We start from the raw sequence: 18,840 nt of genomic DNA on the forward strand, positions 1-18,840 counted from the left end.
CGGCGAATGTTGTCTTCACAGTATAACCAGATTGCTTGGGGTTATATGGTCAAGTGAAGAAGCGCATACGGTGGATGCCTTGGCAGTCAGAGGCGATGAAAGACGTGGTAGCCTGCGAAAAGCTTCGGGGAGTCGGCAAACAGACTTTGATCCGGAGATGTCTGAATGGGGGAACCCAGCCATCATAAGATGGTTATCTTACGCTGAATACATAGGCGTAAGAGGCGAACCAGGGGAACTGAAACATCTAAGTACCCTGAGGAAAAGAAATCAACCGAGATTCCCTTAGTAGTGGCGAGCGAACGGGGACTAGCCCTTAAGTGGCTTTGAGATTAGCGGAACGCTCTGGAAAGTGCGGCCATAGTGGGTGATAGCCCTGTACGCGAAAATCTCTTAGTCATGAAATCGAGTAGGACGGAGCACGAGAAACTTTGTCTGAATATGGGGGGACCATCCTCCAAGGCTAAATACTACTGACTGACCGATAGTGAACTAGTACCGTGAGGGAAAGGCGAAAAGAACCCCGGAGAGGGGAGTGAAATAGATCCTGAAACCGTATGCGTACAAGCAGTGGGAGCCCACTTTGTTGGGTGACTGCGTACCTTTTGTATAATGGGTCAGCGACTTATTTTCAGTGGCGAGCTTAACCGAATAGGGGAGGCGTAGCGAAAGCGAGTCTTAATAGGGCGTCTAGTCGCTGGGAATAGACCCGAAACCGGGCGATCTATCCATGGGCAGGTTGAAGGTTGGGTAACACTAACTGGAGGACCGAACCGACTACCGTTGAAAAGTTAGCGGATGACCTGTGGATCGGAGTGAAAGGCTAATCAAGCTCGGAGATAGCTGGTTCTCCTCGAAAGCTATTTAGGTAGCGCCTCATGTATCACTGTAGGGGGTAGAGCACTGTTTCGGCTAGGGGGTCATCCCGACTTACCAAACCGATGCAAACTCCGAATACCTACAAGTGCCGAGCATGGGAGACACACGGCGGGTGCTAACGTCCGTCGTGAAAAGGGAAACAACCCAGACCGTCAGCTAAGGTCCCAAAGTTATGGTTAAGTGGGAAACGATGTGGGAAGGCTTAGACAGCTAGGAGGTTGGCTTAGAAGCAGCCACCCTTTAAAGAAAGCGTAATAGCTCACTAGTCGAGTCGGCCTGCGCGGAAGATGTAACGGGGCTCAAACCATACACCGAAGCTACGGGTATCACGTAAGTGATGCGGTAGAGGAGCGTTCTGTAAGCCTGTGAAGGTGAGTTGAGAAGCTTGCTGGAGGTATCAGAAGTGCGAATGCTGACATGAGTAACGACAATGGGTGTGAAAAACACCCACGCCGAAAGACCAAGGTTTCCTGCGCAACGTTAATCGACGCAGGGTTAGTCGGTCCCTAAGGCGAGGCTGAAAAGCGTAGTCGATGGAAAACAGGTTAATATTCCTGTACTTCTGGTTATTGCGATGGAGGGACGGAGAAGGCTAGGCCAGCTTGGCGTTGGTTGTCCAAGTTTAAGGTGGTAGGCTGAGATCTTAGGTAAATCCGGGATCTTAAGGCCGAGAGCTGATGACGAGCTAACTTTTAGTTAGCGAAGTGGTTGATGCCATGCTTCCAAGAAAAGCTTCTAAGCTTCAGGTAACCAGGAACCGTACCCCAAACCGACACAGGTGGTTGGGTAGAGAATACCAAGGCGCTTGAGAGAACTCGGGTGAAGGAACTAGGCAAAATGGCACCGTAACTTCGGGAGAAGGTGCGCCGGTGAGGGTGAAGGACTTGCTCCGTAAGCTCATGCCGGTCGAAGATACCAGGCCGCTGCGACTGTTTATTAAAAACACAGCACTCTGCAAACACGAAAGTGGACGTATAGGGTGTGACGCCTGCCCGGTGCCGGAAGGTTAATTGATGGGGTTAGCTAACGCGAAGCTCTTGATCGAAGCCCCGGTAAACGGCGGCCGTAACTATAACGGTCCTAAGGTAGCGAAATTCCTTGTCGGGTAAGTTCCGACCTGCACGAATGGCGTAACGATGGCGGCGCTGTCTCCACCCGAGACTCAGTGAAATTGAAATCGCTGTGAAGATGCAGTGTATCCGCGGCTAGACGGAAAGACCCCGTGAACCTTTACTATAGCTTTGCACTGGACTTTGAATTTGCTTGTGTAGGATAGGTGGGAGGCTTTGAAGCGTGGACGCCAGTCTGCGTGGAGCCAACCTTGAAATACCACCCTGGCAACTTTGAGGTTCTAACTCAGGTCCGTTATCCGGATCGAGGACAGTGTATGGTGGGTAGTTTGACTGGGGCGGTCTCCTCCTAAAGAGTAACGGAGGAGTACGAAGGTGCGCTCAGACCGGTCGGAAATCGGTCGTAGAGTATAAAGGCAAAAGCGCGCTTGACTGCGAGACAGACACGTCGAGCAGGTACGAAAGTAGGTCTTAGTGATCCGGTGGTTCTGTATGGAAGGGCCATCGCTCAACGGATAAAAGGTACTCCGGGGATAACAGGCTGATACCGCCCAAGAGTTCATATCGACGGCGGTGTTTGGCACCTCGATGTCGGCTCATCACATCCTGGGGCTGAAGCCGGTCCCAAGGGTATGGCTGTTCGCCATTTAAAGTGGTACGCGAGCTGGGTTTAGAACGTCGTGAGACAGTTCGGTCCCTATCTGCCGTGGACGTTTGAGATTTGAGAGGGGCTGCTCCTAGTACGAGAGGACCGGAGTGGACGAACCTCTGGTGTTCCGGTTGTCACGCCAGTGGCATTGCCGGGTAGCTATGTTCGGAATAGATAACCGCTGAAAGCATCTAAGCGGGAAACTAGCCTCAAGATGAGATCTCACTGGGACCTTGAGTCCCCTGAAGGGCCGTCGAAGACTACGACGTTGATAGGTTGGGTGTGTAAGCGCTGTGAGGCGTTGAGCTAACCAATACTAATTGCCCGTGAGGCTTGACCATATAACACCCAAGCAATTTGACTACTCGAAAGAGCATCAGATTGCGGTGTGTGAAGACGAGATGAACCGAAAGTTCGACGCTCACAAAACACCGAAAGCTGTCACATACCCAATTTGCTGAAGCGAAGCCATCTGGCTACGACTCAGTACCCGAATTTCTTGACGACCATAGAGCATTGGAACCACCTGATCCCATCCCGAACTCAGTAGTGAAACGATGCATCGCCGATGGTAGTGTGGGGTTTCCCCATGTGAGAGTAGGTCATCGTCAAGATTAAATTCCGAAACCCCTGATTGCTAACGCAATCAGGGGTTTTGTTTTGGGCGGTCGTATAGTGGGCAAAGCTTGCTCATGTTTAGCGTTAATCGCAACGCGACCAGCCTGAGCTGTCGCGAACGCTTTTGTGCGACCAGCAGTGCTAAATCCCGTCCTTTCTATGCAATGACCTTGCGCATGGCTATCATGCGTGCCTCATTGTGAGGCGATGCTTGCATGCTGACGTTGTTAACACTTCTCAAAGATGGTCGATTCCACTCCGGAGAGGCGCTGGGTGCTGCCCTGGGTGTCAGCCGCAGTGCTGTTTGGAAGCAGCTCCAGCATCTGGAGTCCGAATTGAACCTGCCCATCCATAAAGTTCGTGGCAGGGGGTATCAACTGGCATCTCCATTGGTGTTCTTGAATGCTGAAGAAATTCAAGGGCATGCTCCGGCTTTGACGTGGCCTGTTTACATATCAGATTCCATAGACTCCACTAATGCTGAGGCCTTGCGCCTCGTCGACGCCGGTTGCGCGGCGCCATTTCTGGTGCTTGCGGAGCAGCAAACAGCAGGAAGGGGTAGGCGGGGTCGTAAGTGGGTCAGTCCGTTCGCTCAAAACCTGTATTACAGCCTCGTATTGCGCATTGACGGCGGGTTAAGGCAATTGGAGGGGCTTAGTCTTGTCGTGGGATTGGCGGTCATGCAGGCCCTGCGTGAGCTGGGTGTCCAGGCTGCTGCATTGAAATGGCCGAACGACGTTCTGGTTGGGCAGAAAAAAATTGCCGGCATCTTGCTGGAATTGGTTGGGGATCCCGCTGATGTTTGTCACGTTGTCCTCGGTGTAGGGATCAACGTAAATATGCAGAAGGCCGCAGAGGTCGATCAGCAGTGGACGTCGGCGCAGTTGGAGACAGGTTCCCCTGTCGACCGTAATCACTTGGTCGCACGGCTTGGGCTCCAACTGCAAAGTCACCTGGAGCGACACAAGGCTTCGGGCTTTGCTGCGCTCCAGGAAGAGTGGGAGCGAAATCATTTGTGGCAGGGTAAGGCAGTATCTCTTATCGCGGGTGTTAACCAGATTGATGGTGTGGTGCTGGGTGTTGATCACCAGGGCGCGCTTCGGCTGAGTGTCGAGGGTGTCGAGAAAATATACAGCGGCGGTGAGCTAAGCCTGAGGTTGCGTGATGATTCTTGAGCTCGACTGTGGGAATAGCTTTATCAAGTGGCGTGTGCTCGATTTGCCTATGGCCAGGGCGTCCGCTGAGGGTGTTGTCGGCTCGGACCTTGAATTGATCGAGGGCCTGAAGGCGATCCCGGGGCTGTCATTGACGCGTTGCCGCCTGGTAAGTGTTCGGGCCGCTGAGGAGACCGGGCAACTGGTTGAGGCTTTGCAGGGGGCATTTGGGGTTGTTGTGTCTTGTGCTGCTTCGGCGAGAGAGATGGCGGGTGTACGTAATGGTTACGAAGAGTTTGAGCGTCTTGGGCTAGATCGTTGGTTGGCAATGCTCGGTGGTTTCAAGCTGGCATCAGGTGCCTGTCTGGTGCTTGATTTCGGTACCGCCGCCACTGCGGACTTTATTGCTGCCGATGGTGAGCACCTTGGCGGTTTCATTTGCCCGGGAATGCCCCTTATGCGCAGCCAGTTGCGAACGCACACACGCAAGATCCGCTACGACGATATTGCGGCGGAGCAGGCCCTGGCGCGCCTCTCGCCAGGGCGCACGACTGTTGAGGCCGTTGAGCGGGGTTGTACGCTGATGCTCAGGGGGTTTGTTTTGACCCAGCTTGAGTTGGCTCGAAGCTATTGGGGGGATGACTTCACGGTTTTTCTGACTGGCGGGGATGCTGACCTGGTCTCCGATGCCGTGCCTCACGCTCGTTTTGTTCCTGATCTGGTTTTTGTTGGTCTGGCGATGGCGTGCCCTTTGTCCTGAGGTGTTTATGCGTTGGCTGTTTTTGCTTTTGCTCGTTCTCAATGCCTTCTATTACATCTGGCATCAACAGGAAGCCCCGTTACGCGCTAAGGATGTAACGCCTCTGAGCCTCTATAAGGGTTCTCAGCAGGATATTCGCCTATTGAGTGAATCCTCTGGCCCCATGGTTCGGCGCGACCGAGTAAAAGCGCCTGACGCACAAAATACCTGCCTATACATTGGTGGCTTTGCTGATCAGCGTCAGGCTCAGTCGGTCGAGCAGCGCCTCATAAGCCTGGATATAAAGGTCAAAGTGCTTCTCCTCAATACGCCTGACGCCTCCGGTTATTGGCTGCGTGTGGCCCCTGAAAGCAGGAGGCTGGCCGACGATCTGCCGTTTGAAAACCTTGCTAAGGAATTCAATGAGTTAAAACATAAAATAATGTTGTGCGAAGGCGTTGCAACTGTCGAATAGTTTGCATAGAATGGCGCCCGCTTCGCAGTGAAGACCTTTACGGTCTACAGGGTGAAACGAAGGTCAACGCAGCTAACCTCATATTTTTAATGAGAAAATGCTTGACAGAAGGCCGGCGTGATGTAGAATGCCGGCTCGCTTAGGAGGGGTTCCCGAGCGGCCAAAGGGATCAGACTGTAAATCTGACGTCTACGACTTCGAAGGTTCGAATCCTTCCCCCTCCACCATTTTTAGCGTGAGCTGCAAGCTCCGCGGGTATAGTTTAGTGGTAGAACCTCAGCCTTCCAAGCTGATGATGCGGGTTCGATTCCCGCTACCCGCTCCAAGTTTGCAGGTTGTGCGATGTGTTTTGCTCTTGTAGCTCAGTTGGTAGAGCACACCCTTGGTAAGGGTGAGGTCAGCGGTTCAAATCCGCTCAAGAGCTCCATATAACAAGGCAGATATGAGAATATCTGCCTTTGTTTTAACAGCTGCCTCGGCTTGTTGGTGTCGCATTTGGCTTTATGGTCAAGTGATTTCAGGTCTAGTGGGGTTGGTTGTTGTAAAGTCTTTTTCAGGCCTGCATAATGGTCGGCCTGATTTTGTTTTAGGTCAGTAGCTCAATTGGCAGAGCGACGGTCTCCAAAACCGTAGGTTGGGGGTTCGATTCCCTCCTGACCTGCCAGATTCACGTGGTGTGTCTGGCTTTCTTTTCACAGGATCTTCATAGATGACTCCTAAGGCTGAAGCTCAAAGCTCTCGTTTCGATCTCGTCAAGTGGCTCGTAGTAGTCGCATTGGTGGTCGTAGGCGTTGTTGGCAATCAGTACTACTCTGCTTCGCCGATCCTGTACCGTGTACTCGCTTTGCTCGCTCTTGCTGCTGTAGCTGCCTTTGTAGGCCTGCAGACTGCCAAAGGCAAGTCTTTCGCGGTCCTGGTAAAGGAAGCTCGCACCGAAATTCGTAAAGTCGTTTGGCCGACTCGCCAAGAAACCACGCAGACCACGTTGATTGTTGTGGCTGTTGTTCTGGTTATGGCGTTGCTGTTGTGGGGGCTTGATTCCCTGCTCGGCTGGCTTGTTTCCTTGATTGTTGGCTAAGGGTGTCCCGTGGCTAAGCGTTGGTACGTTGTGCATGCTTACTCGGGTTACGAGAAGCATGTTATGCGCTCTTTGCTAGAGCGCGTAAAGCTCGCAGGCATGGAAGATGGCTTCGGCGAAATTCTGGTTCCCACTGAAGAAGTGGTTGAAATGCGCAATGGCCAGAAGCGCAAAAGCGAACGCAAGTTCTTCCCTGGCTACGTGCTGGTTCAGATGGACATGAATGAAGGTACTTGGCACTTGGTCAAGGACACTCCTCGTGTCATGGGTTTTATCGGCGGTACCGCTGATAAGCCTGCTCCGATCACTGACAAAGAGGCGGAAGCAATTCTGCGCCGCGTTGCTGACGGTAGCGACAAGCCTAAGCCGAAGACGTTGTTCGAGCCGGGTGAGGTTGTTCGTGTCACAGATGGTCCGTTTGCTGATTTCAACGGCACCGTCGAAGAAGTTAACTACGAAAAGAGCCGGATCCAGGTGGCAGTGCTCATTTTCGGTCGCTCTACTCCGGTAGAGCTGGAGTTCAGCCAGGTCGAGAAGGTCTAGCTGAGCAAGCATCCCAACCCCGCAGCCTTAGGCTGTGGGGTTTTGTCGTCACTGGGATAAACGCGCAAGTAACCGGGGAGCCTTTCGAGGCGTTTGAACCCGTAATTGGAGTGCCTCATGGCCAAGAAGATTACCGCTTACATCAAGCTGCAAGTGAAGGCCGCTCAGGCCAACCCAAGTCCACCTGTCGGCCCGGCTCTGGGTCAGCACGGCGTGAACATCATGGAATTCTGCAAGGCCTTCAACGCCCGTACTCAGGGTCTTGAGCCAGGTCTGCCGACTCCAGTGATCATCACTGTATACAGCGACCGTAGCTTCACTTTTGAAACCAAGTCGACCCCGGCTTCGGTTCTGCTGAAGAAAGCTGCCGGTCTGACTAGCGGTTCCGCTCGTCCTAACACCGTTAAGGTTGGCACCGTAACTCGTGCTCAGCTGGAAGAAATCGCGAAAACCAAAAACGCGGATCTGACTGCAGCTGATATGGATGCAGCCGTGCGTACCATCGCCGGTTCTGCTCGTAGCATGGGCCTTAACGTGGAGGGTGTGTAATGGCTAAGCTGACCAAGCGCCAAAAGGCTATCGCCGGCAAAATCGAAGCAGGCAAGGCCTACAGCTTTGTAGACGCCGCTGCCCTGCTGACCGAGCTGTCGACTGTCAAGTTCAGCGAGTCCGTTGACGTTGCTGTAAACCTGGGCGTTGACCCACGTAAATCCGACCAGGTCGTTCGTAGCGCTACTGTGCTGCCACACGGTACTGGCAAGACTGTACGTGTTGCTGTCTTCACCCAAGGCCCGGCAGCTGAAGCTGCTCTGGCCGCCGGCGCTGATCGCGTTGGCATGGACGACCTGGCTGCCGAAATGAAAGGCGGCGACCTGAACTACGACGTAGTCATTGCTTCCCCGGATGCAATGCGCGTTGTAGGTCAGTTGGGTCAGATCCTCGGTCCACGTGGTCTGATGCCTAACCCTAAAGTCGGCACCGTAACTCCAGACGTAGCTACCGCGGTTAAAAACGCCAAGGCTGGTCAGGTTCGTTATCGCACCGACAAAAACGGCATCATTCACACCTCCGTTGGCAAAGTCGGCTTCGATGCCGTCAAGCTGAAGGAAAACGTTGAAGCCCTGATCGCTGATCTGAAGCGTATCAAGCCAGCTTCTTCGAAAGGTATCTACGTCAAGCGCGTTACCCTGAGCACCACTATGGGCCCAGGTCTGGTCATCGACCAAGGCTCGCTGGACGTATAAGAGACACATTGGCGCGAGAGATCGCGTCAATTGAAAAAATTGGGGTCCCTGCCTGGCGGGGGCTATCCAAGACCGTAGGCGGCGCAAGCCTTAAACCTCAAGCCTACGCAGATGGTGCTCCCGGTTCCTTACCGAATCAGACACCAAAACGACATCCGGCTTCGGCCAGATGAAACGGTAACAAGCAGGAGTTAAACCCGTGGCAATTAATCTCGAAGACAAGAAGGCCATCGTCGCTGAAGTCAACGAGGCTGCCAAAGCTGCTCTGTCCGCTGTCGTGGCTGATGCCCGTGGTGTGACAGTAAGCGCTATGACCGGACTCCGTAAAGAGGCTCGTGAAGCTGGCGTATACGTACGTGTTGTACGTAACACCCTGCTCAAGCGCGCTGTTGCTGACACTGAATACAGTGTCCTCAACGACGTGTTCACCGGCCCGACTCTGATCGCGTTCTCCAAAGATCACCCGGGTGCTGCTGCCCGTTTGTTCAAGGAATTCGCCAAGAGTCAGGATAAGTTCGAGATCAAGGCAGCTGCGTTCGAGGGCAAGTTCCTCGCAGCTAACCAAATCGACGTACTGGCAACACTGCCGACCCGTAACGAAGCTATTTCTCAGCTGATGAGCGTGATTCAAGGCGCTACCAGCAAGTTGGCTCGTACTCTGGCCGCAGTTCGCGAGCAAAAAGAAGCTGCCGCAGCCTAAGGCTGAGCATCTCCTTTCGCGTATTTTTGTTTATTTCGATGGCCGCGTAGGCCGTCCCCCAATTCAGGAAATACAGTAATGTCTATCTCCCAAGAAGATATCCTCAACGCCGTAGCTGAAATGTCGGTTCTGCAGGTTGTTGAGCTGATCAAAGCTTTCGAAGAAAAATTCGGCGTTTCCGCTGCCGCTGCTTCCGCTGGCCCAGCTGTTGCTGCTGTTGCTGCTGAAGAGCAAACCGAATTCAACGTCATGCTGCTGGAAGCTGGCGAGAAGAAAGTAAACGTGATCAAGGCAGTTCGTGAACTGACCGGTCTGGGCCTGAAAGAAGCCAAGGCTGTAGTTGACGGCGCTCCTGCCCAGGTTCTGGAAGCAGTGTCGAAAGACGCCGCTGACAAAGCTAAAGCAGTGCTGGAAGAAGCAGGCGCTAAAGTCGAGCTGAAGTAAGCATCGACCTTGCGTCTCCAGCCCAAGCGTTAAGCTGAAGGCTGATGGCTGGTGGCTCTTGCCACCGGCCTTTTTCCGTTCTTGGCTGTCGACTCGGTCGCCGCCAATTACGCGCTGTAACCACCCGATGCGGTGGTGCAAACCATGGGGTTTGCAAGATTTTCTGGCTGCTCCCGTCGGAGGGGCCAAACAAGCAGGTGACCAAGCTGGGGAACGCTGATGGCTTACTCATATACTGAGAAAAAACGTATCCGCAAGGACTTTAGCAAGTTGCCGGACGTCATGGATGTCCCGTACCTTCTGGCTATCCAGCTGGATTCGTATCGTGAATTCTTGCAGGCGGGAGCGACCAAAGATCAGTTCCGCGACGTGGGCCTGCATGCGGCCTTCAAATCCGTTTTCCCGATCATCAGCTACTCCGGCAATGCTGCGCTGGAGTACGTGGGTTATCGCCTGGGCGAACCGGCATTTGATGTCAAAGAATGCGTGTTGCGCGGTGTTACGTACGCCGTACCTTTGCGGGTAAAAGTCCGCCTGATCATTTTCGACAAAGAATCGTCGAACAAAGCGATCAAGGACATCAAAGAGCAAGAAGTCTACATGGGCGAAATCCCACTGATGACTGAAAACGGTACCTTCGTAATCAACGGTACCGAGCGTGTTATTGTTTCCCAGCTGCACCGTTCCCCGGGCGTGTTCTTCGACCACGACCGCGGCAAGACGCACAGCTCCGGTAAACTCCTGTACTCCGCGCGGATCATTCCGTACCGCGGTTCGTGGTTGGACTTCGAGTTCGACCCGAAAGACTGCGTGTTCGTGCGTATCGACCGTCGTCGCAAGCTGCCGGCCTCGGTACTGCTGCGCGCGCTCGGTTACACCACTGAGCAGGTGCTGGACGCTTTCTACACCACCAACGTATTCAGCCTGAAGGATGAAACCCTCAGCCTGGAGCTGATTGCTTCGCGTCTGCGTGGTGAAATTGCCGTTCTGGATATTCAGGACGAAAACGGCAAAGTGATCGTTGAAGCGGGTCGTCGTATTACTGCGCGCCACATCAACCAGATCGAAAAAGCCGGCATCAAGTCGCTGGAAGTGCCTCTGGACTACGTCCTGGGTCGCACCACCGCCAAGGTTATCGTTCACCCGGCTACAGGCGAAATCCTGGCTGAGTGCAACACCGAGCTGAACACCGAAATCCTGGCAAAAATCGCCAAGGCCCAGGTTGTTCGCATCGAGACCCTGTACACCAACGACATCGACTGCGGTCCGTTCATCTCCGACACACTGAAGATCGACTCCACCAGCAACCAATTGGAAGCGCTGGTCGAGATCTATCGCATGATGCGTCCTGGTGAGCCGCCAACCAAAGACGCTGCCGAGACCCTGTTCAACAACCTGTTCTTCAGCCCTGAGCGTTATGACCTGTCTGCGGTCGGCCGGATGAAGTTCAACCGTCGTATCGGTCGTACCGAGATCGAAGGTTCGGGCGTGCTGTGCAAGGAAGACATCGTCGCGGTACTGAAGACTCTGGTCGACATCCGTAACGGTAAAGGCATCGTCGATGACATCGACCACCTGGGTAACCGTCGTGTTCGCTGCGTAGGCGAAATGGCCGAAAACCAGTTCCGCGTTGGCCTTGTGCGTGTTGAGCGTGCGGTCAAAGAGCGTCTGTCGATGGCTGAAAGCGAAGGCCTGATGCCGCAAGACCTGATCAACGCCAAGCCAGTGGCTGCGGCGGTGAAAGAGTTCTTCGGTTCCAGCCAGCTTTCCCAGTTCATGGACCAGAACAACCCGCTCTCCGAGATCACCCACAAGCGCCGTGTTTCCGCACTGGGCCCGGGCGGTCTGACCCGTGAGCGTGCAGGCTTCGAAGTTCGTGACGTACACCCGACGCACTACGGTCGTGTTTGCCCGATCGAAACGCCGGAAGGTCCGAACATCGGTCTGATCAACTCCCTGGCCGCTTATGCGCGCACCAACCAGTACGGCTTCCTCGAGAGCCCGTACCGCGTGGTGAAAGACGCTCTGGTCACCGACGAGATCGTATTCCTGTCCGCCATCGAAGAAGCTGATCACGTGATCGCTCAGGCTTCGGCCACGATGAACGACAAGAAAGTCCTGATCGACGAGCTGGTAGCTGTTCGTCACTTGAACGAGTTCACCGTCAAGGCGCCGGAAGACGTCACCTTGATGGACGTATCGCCCAAGCAGGTAGTTTCGGTTGCAGCGTCGCTGATCCCGTTCCTGGAACACGATGACGCCAACCGTGCGTTGATGGGTTCCAACATGCAGCGTCAAGCTGTACCAACCCTGCGCGCTGACAAGCCGCTGGTAGGTACCGGCATGGAGCGTAACGTAGCCCGTGACTCCGGCGTTTGCGTCGTGGCTCGTCGTGGCGGCGTGATCGACTCCGTTGATGCCAGCCGTATCGTGGTTCGTGTTGCCGATGATGAAGTTGAAACTGGCGAAGCCGGTGTCGACATCTACAACCTGACCAAATACACCCGCTCGAACCAGAACACCTGCATCAACCAGCGTCCGCTGGTGAGCAAGGGTGATCGCGTTCAGCGTAGCGACATCATGGCCGACGGCCCGTCCACCGACATGGGTGAACTGGCACTGGGTCAGAACATGCGCATCGCGTTCATGGCATGGAACGGCTTCAACTTCGAAGACTCCATCTGCCTGTCCGAGCGTGTTGTTCAAGAAGACCGTTTCACCACGATCCACATTCAGGAACTGACCTGTGTGGCACGTGATACCAAGCTTGGGCCAGAGGAAATCACTGCAGACATCCCGAACGTGGGTGAAGCTGCACTGAACAAGCTGGACGAAGCCGGTATCGTTTACGTAGGTGCTGAAGTTGGCGCAGGCGACATCCTGGTAGGTAAGGTCACTCCGAAAGGCGAGACCCAACTGACTCCGGAAGAGAAGCTGCTGCGTGCCATCTTCGGTGAAAAAGCCAGCGACGTTAAAGACACCTCCCTGCGTGTACCTACCGGTACCAAGGGTACTGTCATCGACGTACAGGTCTTCACTCGTGACGGCGTTGAGCGTGATGCTCGTGCACTATCCATCGAGAAGACTCAACTCGACGAGATCCGCAAGGACCTGAACGAAGAGTTCCGTATCGTTGAAGGCGCGACCTTCGAACGTCTGCGTTCCGCTCTGGTAGGCCGTAAGGCTGAAGGCGGCGCAGGTCTGAAGAAAGGTCAGGACATCACCGACGAAGTACTCGACGGTCTTGAGCATGGTCAGTGGTTCAAACTGCGCATGGCTGAAGATGCTCTGAACGAGCAGCTCGAGAAGGCCCAGGCCTACATCGTTGATCGCCGCCGTCTGCTGGACGACAAGTTCGAAGACAAGAAGCGCAAACTGCAGCAGGGCGATGACCTGGCTCCAGGCGTGCTGAAAATCGTCAAGGTTTACCTGGCAATCCGTCGCCGCATCCAGCCGGGCGACAAGATGGCCGGTCGTCACGGTAACAAAGGTGTGGTCTCCGTGATCATGCCGGTTGAAGACATGCCGCACGATGCCAATGGCACCCCGGTCGACGTCGTCCTCAACCCGTTGGGCGTACCTTCGCGTATGAACGTTGGTCAGATCCTTGAAACCCACCTGGGCCTCGCGGCCAAAGGTCTGGGCGAGAAGATCAACCGTATGATCGAAGAGCAGCGCAAGGTTGCTGACCTGCGCAAGTTCCTGCACGAGATCTACAACGAGATCGGCGGTCGCAACGAAGAGCTGGACACCTTCTCCGACCAGGAAATCCTGGATCTGGCGAAGAACCTGCGCGGCGGCGTTCCAATGGCTACCCCGGTATTCGACGGTGCCAAGGAAAGCGAAATCAAGGCCATGCTGAAACTGGCAGACCTGCCGGAAAGCGGCCAGATGCAGCTGTTCGACGGCCGTACCGGCAACAAGTTTGAGCGCCCGGTTACTGTTGGCTACATGTACATGCTGAAGCTGAACCACTTGGTAGACGACAAGATGCACGCTCGTTCTACCGGTTCGTACAGCCTGGTTACCCAGCAGCCGCTGGGTGGTAAGGCTCAGTTCGGTGGTCAGCGTTTCGGGGAGATGGAGGTCTGGGCACTGGAAGCATACGGTGCTGCATACACTCTGCAAGAAATGCTCACAGTGAAGTCGGACGATGTGAACGGTCGGACCAAGATGTACAAAAACATCGTGGACGGCGATCACCGTATGGAGCCGGGCATGCCCGAGTCTTTCAACGTGTTGATCAAAGAAATTCGTTCCCTCGGCATCGATATCGATCTGGAAACCGAATAACACGTGACGCGAATCGAGAGCGGGGCTGTTTAGCCCGCTCTCTGCTCCGCCAGGAGGAAAGGCCTTGAAAGACCTACTGAATTTGCTGAAAAACCAGGGTCAAGTCGAAGAGTTCGACGCCATCCGTATTGGGTTGGCATCGCCTGAGATGATCCGTTCGTGGTCGTTCGGTGAAGTTAAAAAGCCGGAAACCATTAACTACCGTACGTTCAAACCTGAGCGTGACGGCCTGTTCTGCGCCAAGATCTTTGGCCCGGTAAAGGATTACGAGTGCCTGTGCGGTAAGTACAAGCGCTTGAAGCACCGTGGTGTGATCTGCGAGAAGTGCGGCGTTGAAGTTGCGCTGGCTAAAGTTCGTCGTGAGCGCATGGCGCACATCGAACTGGCTTCGCCGGTTGCCCATATCTGGTTCCTGAAATCGCTGCCGTCCCGTATCGGCTTGCTGATGGACATGACCCTGCGTGATATCGAACGTGTTCTCTACTTCGAGAGCTATGTCGTTATCGATCCAGGCATGACCACCCTTGAAAAAGGTCAGTTGCTGAACGACGAGCAGTACTTCGAAGCGCTGGAAGAGTTCGGCGACGACTTTGATGCCCGTATGGGTGCCGAAGCTGTTCGCGAGCTGCTGCACGCTATCGACCTGGAGCACGAGATTGGCCGTCTGCGCGAAGAAATTCCGCAAACCAACTCGGAAACCAAGATCAAGAAGCTGTCCAAGCGTCTGAAGTTGATGGAAGCCTTCCAGGGTTCCGGTAACTTGCCAGAGTGGATGGTGCTGACCGTTCTGCCGGTTCTGCCGCCAGACCTGCGTCCGCTGGTACCGTTGGACGGTGGTCGTTTCGCGACGTCCGACCTCAACGACCTGTACCGCCGCGTGATCAACCGTAACAACCGCTTGAAGCGCCTGCTTGATCTGTCCGCTCCGGACATCATCGTGCGCAACGAAAAGCGTATGTTGCAAGAAGCTGTCGATGCCTTGCTCGACAACGGCCGTCGTGGCCGCGCTATCACCGGTTCCAACAAGCGTCCTCTGAAATCCTTGGCTGACATGATCAAGGGTAAACAAGGCCGTTTCCGTCAGAACTTGCTCGGTAAGCGTGTTGACTACTCGGGTCGTTCGGTAATTACCGTAGGCCCGACCCTGCGTCTGCACCAGTGCGGTCTGCCCAAGAAGATGGCACTTGAGCTGTTCAAGCCATTCATCTTCGGCAAGCTGGAAATGCGCGGTCTCGCGACCACCATCAAAGCGGCCAAGAAAATGGTCGAGCGCGAACTGCCAGAGGTTTGGGACGTTCTCGCTGAAGTGATTCGCGAACACCCGGTTCTCCTCAACCGTGCACCGACCCTTCACCGTCTGGGTATCCAGGCGTTTGAACCGGTACTGATCGAAGGTAAGGCTATCCAGCTGCACCCTCTGGTCTGTGCTGCGTACAACGCCGACTTCGACGGCGACCAAATGGCCGTGCACGTACCGCTGACACTGGAAGCCCAGTTGGAAGCGCGTGCGTTGATGATGTCGACCAACAACATTCTGTCGCCAGCCAACGGTGAGCCAATCATCGTTCCGTCGCAGGACGTTGTATTGGGTCTGTACTACATGACTCGTGAAGCGATCAACGCCAAAGGCGAAGGTCGTGTGTTCGCTGACCTGCAAGAAGTTGACCGTGTGTTCCGTGCCGGCGAAGCCGCACTGCACGCCAAGGTCAAAGTGCGGATCAACGAAACCGTCAACGACCGTGATGGCGGCAGCGTGAGCGGCACCCGTATTGTCGACACCACTGTCGGCCGTGCGCTGCTGTATCAAGTTGTGCCAAAAGGTCTGTCGTACGACGTCGTCAACTTGCCGATGAAGAAAAAGGCGATCTCCAAGCTGATCAACCAGTGCTACCGCGTGGTTGGTTTGAAAGAGACCGTGATCTTCGCTGACCAGTTGATGTACACCGGCTTTGCTTATTCGACCATTTCCGGCGTTTCCATCGGTGTTAACGACTTCGTTATCCCGGATGAAAAAGCCCAGATCATCAATGCTGCAACTGATGAAGTGAAAGAAATCGAAAGCCAGTACGCCTCCGGCCTGGTAACCCAGGGCGAGAAGTACAACAAAGTGATCGACCTTTGGTCCAAGGCCAACGACGAAGTGTCGAAGGCGATGATGGCGAACCTCTCGAAAGAGAAGGTTATCGACCGTCATGGCGTAGAAGTCGATCAAGAGTCGTTCAACTCGATGTACATGATGGCCGACTCGGGCGCACGGGGTTCTGCTGCGCAGATCCGTCAGCTCGCCGGTATGCGTGGCCTGATGGCCAAGCCGGACGGTTCCATCATCGAAACGCCGATTACTGCGAACTTCCGTGAAGGTTTGAGCGTACTTCAGTACTTCATCTCCACTCACGGTGCTCGTAAGGGTCTTGCGGATACCGCGTTGAAAACGGCTAACTCCGGTTACCTGACTCGTCGTCTGGTAGACGTTGCACAAGACTTGGTTGTGACAGAAGTCGACTGCGGCACCGAACACGGTCTGCTGATGACTCCGCACATCGAAGGCGGCGACGTTGTAGAGCCGTTGGGTGAGCGCGTACTGGGTCGAGTAATCGCCCGTGACGTATTCAAGCCAGGCACCGAGGAAGTTATCGTTCCTGCCGGCACCCTGGTAGATGAAAAGTGGGTCGAGTTCATCGAACTCAACAGCATCGACGAAGTGATTGTTCGCTCGCCGATCAGCTGCGAAACCCGCTACGGCATTTGTGCCAAGTGCTACGGCCGTGACTTGGCTCGTGGTCACCAGGTGAACATCGGTGAAGCGGTTGGCGTAATTGCTGCCCAGTCCATCGGTGAGCCGGGTACCCAGCTGACCATGCGTACGTTCCACATCGGTGGTGCGGCAAGCCGGACCTCCGCAGCTGACAGCGTTCAGGTGAAGAACGGCGGTACCGTCCGTCTGCACAACCTGAAACACGTTGAGCGAGTGGATGGTTGCCTGGTTGCTGTGTCCCGTTCCGGTGAGCTGGCAATCGCTGATGACTACGGTCGTGAGCGTGAGCGTTACAAGCTGCCGTACGGTGCTGTGATCTCGGTTAAAGAAGGTGACAAGGTCGACGCTGGCGCAATCGTGGCCAAGTGGGATCCGCACACTCACCCAATCGTTACCGAAATGAAAGGTACCGTGACCTACGTGGGCATGGAAGAAGGCATCACGATCAAGCGTCAGACTGACGAATTGACCGGTATGACCAACATTGAAGTACTCGACGCGAAAGATCGTCCAGCTGCCGGTAAAGACATCCGTCCTGCCGTTAAGATGGTCGACGACAACGGCAAGGACTTGTTGCTGCCAGGCACTGACGTAATTGCTCAGTACTTCCTGCCGGCCAACGCCCTGGTCGGTGTAGCGGATGGTGCGAAGATCGCGATCGGTGATGTTATCGCGCGTATCCCGCAAGAAACTTCGAAGACCCGCGACATCACCGGTGGTCTGCCGCGTGTTGCCGACTTGTTCGAAGCTCGTCGTCCGAAAGAAGCGTCGATTCTGGCTGAAGTCAGCGGCACCATCGCGTTCGGTAAAGAGACCAAAGGCAAGCGCCGTCTGGTCATTACCCCGAACGATGGTACTGATCCGTACGAAGAGCTGATTCCGAAGTGGCGTCACCTGAACGTCTTCGAAGGCGAACAGGTAAACCGCGGCGAAGTTATCTCCGACGGCCCGAGCGATCCACACGACATCCTGCGTCTGCTGGGTGTGAGTGCGCTGGCCAAGTACATCGTTAACGAGATCCAGGACGTTTACCGTCTGCAAGGCGTGAAGATCAACGATAAGCACATCGAGACCATCCTGCGTCAGATGCTGCGTAAAGTTGAAATCGCTGAATCCGGCGATTCCAGTTTCATCAAGGGCGACCAGATGGAACTGACTCACGTACTGGTAGAAAACGAACGTCTGGGCGCGGAAGACAAATTTGTCTCCAAGTTCACTCGTGTGTTGCTGGGTATCACCAAGGCGTCGCTGTCCACTGAGTCGTTCATCTCGGCGGCCTCCTTCCAGGAGACCACTCGCGTACTGACCGAAGCAGCGGTAACCGGCAAGCGCGATTACCTGCGCGGCCTGAAAGAAAACGTAGTCGTGGGTCGTCTGATCCCGGCAGGTACCGGTTTGGCTTACCACAGCGAGCGCAAGCGCCGCCGTGATGCTGACAAGCCGCTGCGCGTAAGCGCCAGTGAAGTGGAAGCTGCACTGACCGAAGCGCTGAACTCAAGCGGTAACTGAGTTCTGCGATAAATAAGTCTGGGCCCTGGCAGCCCCCATTCGTCGGATCGAGGCATTTTTGTCCCGGTTCGATGAGAGGGGAGGTCGGGGCCTTGCCTTGACTGGGGGCAAGATCCTCTTTAGACTCTTGTACCCCTAAATTTGGCGGGAATTCGTTCCTGCCATTTTGCTTTTCTTGCAAGACAATAGCGTCGCAAGACAACAGTGGAGCTAGTAGATGGCAACTATCAACCAGCTGGTACGTCAGCCGCGTAAGCGTATCGTCGAGAAATCCGACGTGCCTGCGCTGCAGAACTGCCCGCAACGTCGTGGCGTATGCACTCGTGTGTATACCACCACGCCGAAAAAACCTAACTCGGCACTGCGTAAAGTATGCCGTGTGCGTCTGACCAACGGTTTCGAGGTTTCCTCGTACATCGGCGGTGAAGGCCACAACCTGCAAGAGCACAGCGTGGTACTGATCCGCGGCGGTCGTGTAAAAGACTTGCCAGGTGTCCGTTACCACACCGTACGGGGCTCCTTGGATACTTCCGGCGTTAAAGGTCGTAACCAGGGTCGTTCGAAGTACGGTACCAAGAAGCCTAAGTAGTAGCGGCTTTTTGTAAAACTGAATCATCTTATTTTCTGAGTCGATAAGAGTAAGGTCGGAGGCGTCCCGAAAGGGCACTGATTCCGAACGAACCTGAAGAC

The 18,840-nt window shown here is 54.8% G+C and carries 12 protein-coding genes, 4 tRNA genes and 2 rRNA genes; all 18 read left to right on the forward strand.

Annotation, left to right across the window (positions count from 1 at the left end; all coding sequences use genetic code 11):
- Positions 1-47: 47 nt before the first annotated feature.
- The 18 genes from BFP92_RS16265 to rpsL all read left to right on the forward strand — a co-directional run bounded on the left by BFP92_RS16265 (position 48) and on the right by rpsL (position 18,739).
- Positions 48-2,939 (forward strand): 23S ribosomal RNA (locus BFP92_RS16265).
- A gap of 157 nt (positions 2,940-3,096) precedes the next feature.
- Positions 3,097-3,212, forward strand: a 5S ribosomal RNA gene (gene rrf / locus BFP92_RS16270).
- Between the two features lie 219 nt (positions 3,213-3,431).
- Positions 3,432-4,391, forward strand: coding sequence for a bifunctional biotin--[acetyl-CoA-carboxylase] ligase/biotin operon repressor BirA (gene birA, locus BFP92_RS16275; RefSeq protein WP_065930315.1), 960 nt, complete (start codon positions 3,432-3,434; stop codon positions 4,389-4,391).
- Complete coding sequence (locus BFP92_RS16280) at positions 4,381-5,130, forward strand: pantothenate kinase (protein WP_065930316.1); 750 nt, start codon at positions 4,381-4,383, stop codon at positions 5,128-5,130. Before birA ends, BFP92_RS16280 begins: the two co-directional genes overlap by 11 nt.
- Before the next feature lie 7 nt (positions 5,131-5,137).
- The gene (locus tag BFP92_RS16285; protein WP_065930317.1) at positions 5,138-5,584 is read left to right on the forward strand and encodes a hypothetical protein; all 447 of its coding nucleotides are present in this window, start codon (positions 5,138-5,140) and stop codon (positions 5,582-5,584) included.
- A gap of 142 nt (positions 5,585-5,726) precedes the next feature.
- A tRNA-Tyr gene (locus BFP92_RS16290) sits at positions 5,727-5,811 on the forward strand.
- 24 nt (positions 5,812-5,835) lie between these two features.
- Positions 5,836-5,909, forward strand: a tRNA-Gly gene (locus BFP92_RS16295).
- Positions 5,910-5,935: 26 nt separating this feature from the next.
- Positions 5,936-6,011: transfer RNA gene (locus BFP92_RS16300), tRNA-Thr, on the forward strand.
- A 161-nt stretch (positions 6,012-6,172) separates the two neighbouring features.
- A tRNA-Trp gene (locus BFP92_RS16305) sits at positions 6,173-6,248 on the forward strand.
- A gap of 45 nt (positions 6,249-6,293) precedes the next feature.
- A complete protein-coding gene (secE, locus tag BFP92_RS16310; protein ID WP_003232399.1) occupies positions 6,294-6,662 on the forward strand; it encodes a preprotein translocase subunit SecE in 369 nt (122 codons plus the stop codon).
- Positions 6,663-6,671: 9 nt separating this feature from the next.
- The gene (gene nusG, locus BFP92_RS16315; RefSeq protein WP_003176436.1) at positions 6,672-7,205 is read left to right on the forward strand and encodes a transcription termination/antitermination protein NusG; all 534 of its coding nucleotides are present in this window, start codon (positions 6,672-6,674) and stop codon (positions 7,203-7,205) included.
- Between the two features lie 117 nt (positions 7,206-7,322).
- A complete protein-coding gene (gene rplK, locus BFP92_RS16320) occupies positions 7,323-7,754 on the forward strand; it encodes a 50S ribosomal protein L11 (protein WP_003176435.1) in 432 nt (143 codons plus the stop codon).
- Positions 7,754-8,449, forward strand: a complete 696-nt coding sequence (rplA, locus tag BFP92_RS16325) for a 50S ribosomal protein L1 (protein WP_032884532.1) — start codon at positions 7,754-7,756, stop codon at positions 8,447-8,449. Before rplK ends, rplA begins: the two co-directional genes overlap by 1 nt.
- A gap of 199 nt (positions 8,450-8,648) precedes the next feature.
- Positions 8,649-9,149, forward strand: a complete 501-nt coding sequence (gene rplJ / locus BFP92_RS16330) for a 50S ribosomal protein L10 (RefSeq protein ID WP_056861893.1) — start codon at positions 8,649-8,651, stop codon at positions 9,147-9,149.
- 78 nt (positions 9,150-9,227) lie between these two features.
- A complete protein-coding gene (rplL, locus tag BFP92_RS16335) occupies positions 9,228-9,593 on the forward strand; it encodes a 50S ribosomal protein L7/L12 (protein ID WP_010566858.1) in 366 nt (121 codons plus the stop codon).
- A 219-nt stretch (positions 9,594-9,812) separates the two neighbouring features.
- Positions 9,813-13,886, forward strand: coding sequence for a DNA-directed RNA polymerase subunit beta (rpoB, locus tag BFP92_RS16340; RefSeq protein WP_065930318.1), 4,074 nt, complete (start codon positions 9,813-9,815; stop codon positions 13,884-13,886).
- 64 nt (positions 13,887-13,950) lie between these two features.
- Complete coding sequence (gene rpoC / locus BFP92_RS16345; RefSeq protein WP_017135962.1) at positions 13,951-18,150, forward strand: DNA-directed RNA polymerase subunit beta'; 4,200 nt, start codon at positions 13,951-13,953, stop codon at positions 18,148-18,150.
- A 217-nt stretch (positions 18,151-18,367) separates the two neighbouring features.
- Positions 18,368-18,739: a 30S ribosomal protein S12 gene (rpsL, locus tag BFP92_RS16350; RefSeq protein WP_002555494.1), complete on the forward strand. Its 372-nt coding sequence runs from the start codon at positions 18,368-18,370 to the stop codon at positions 18,737-18,739.
- Positions 18,740-18,840: the final 101 nt, after the last annotated feature.

Source organism: Pseudomonas sp. 58 R 3 (genome assembly GCF_900006605.1).
Lineage (GTDB): Bacteria > Pseudomonadota > Gammaproteobacteria > Pseudomonadales > Pseudomonadaceae > Aquipseudomonas > Aquipseudomonas salomonii.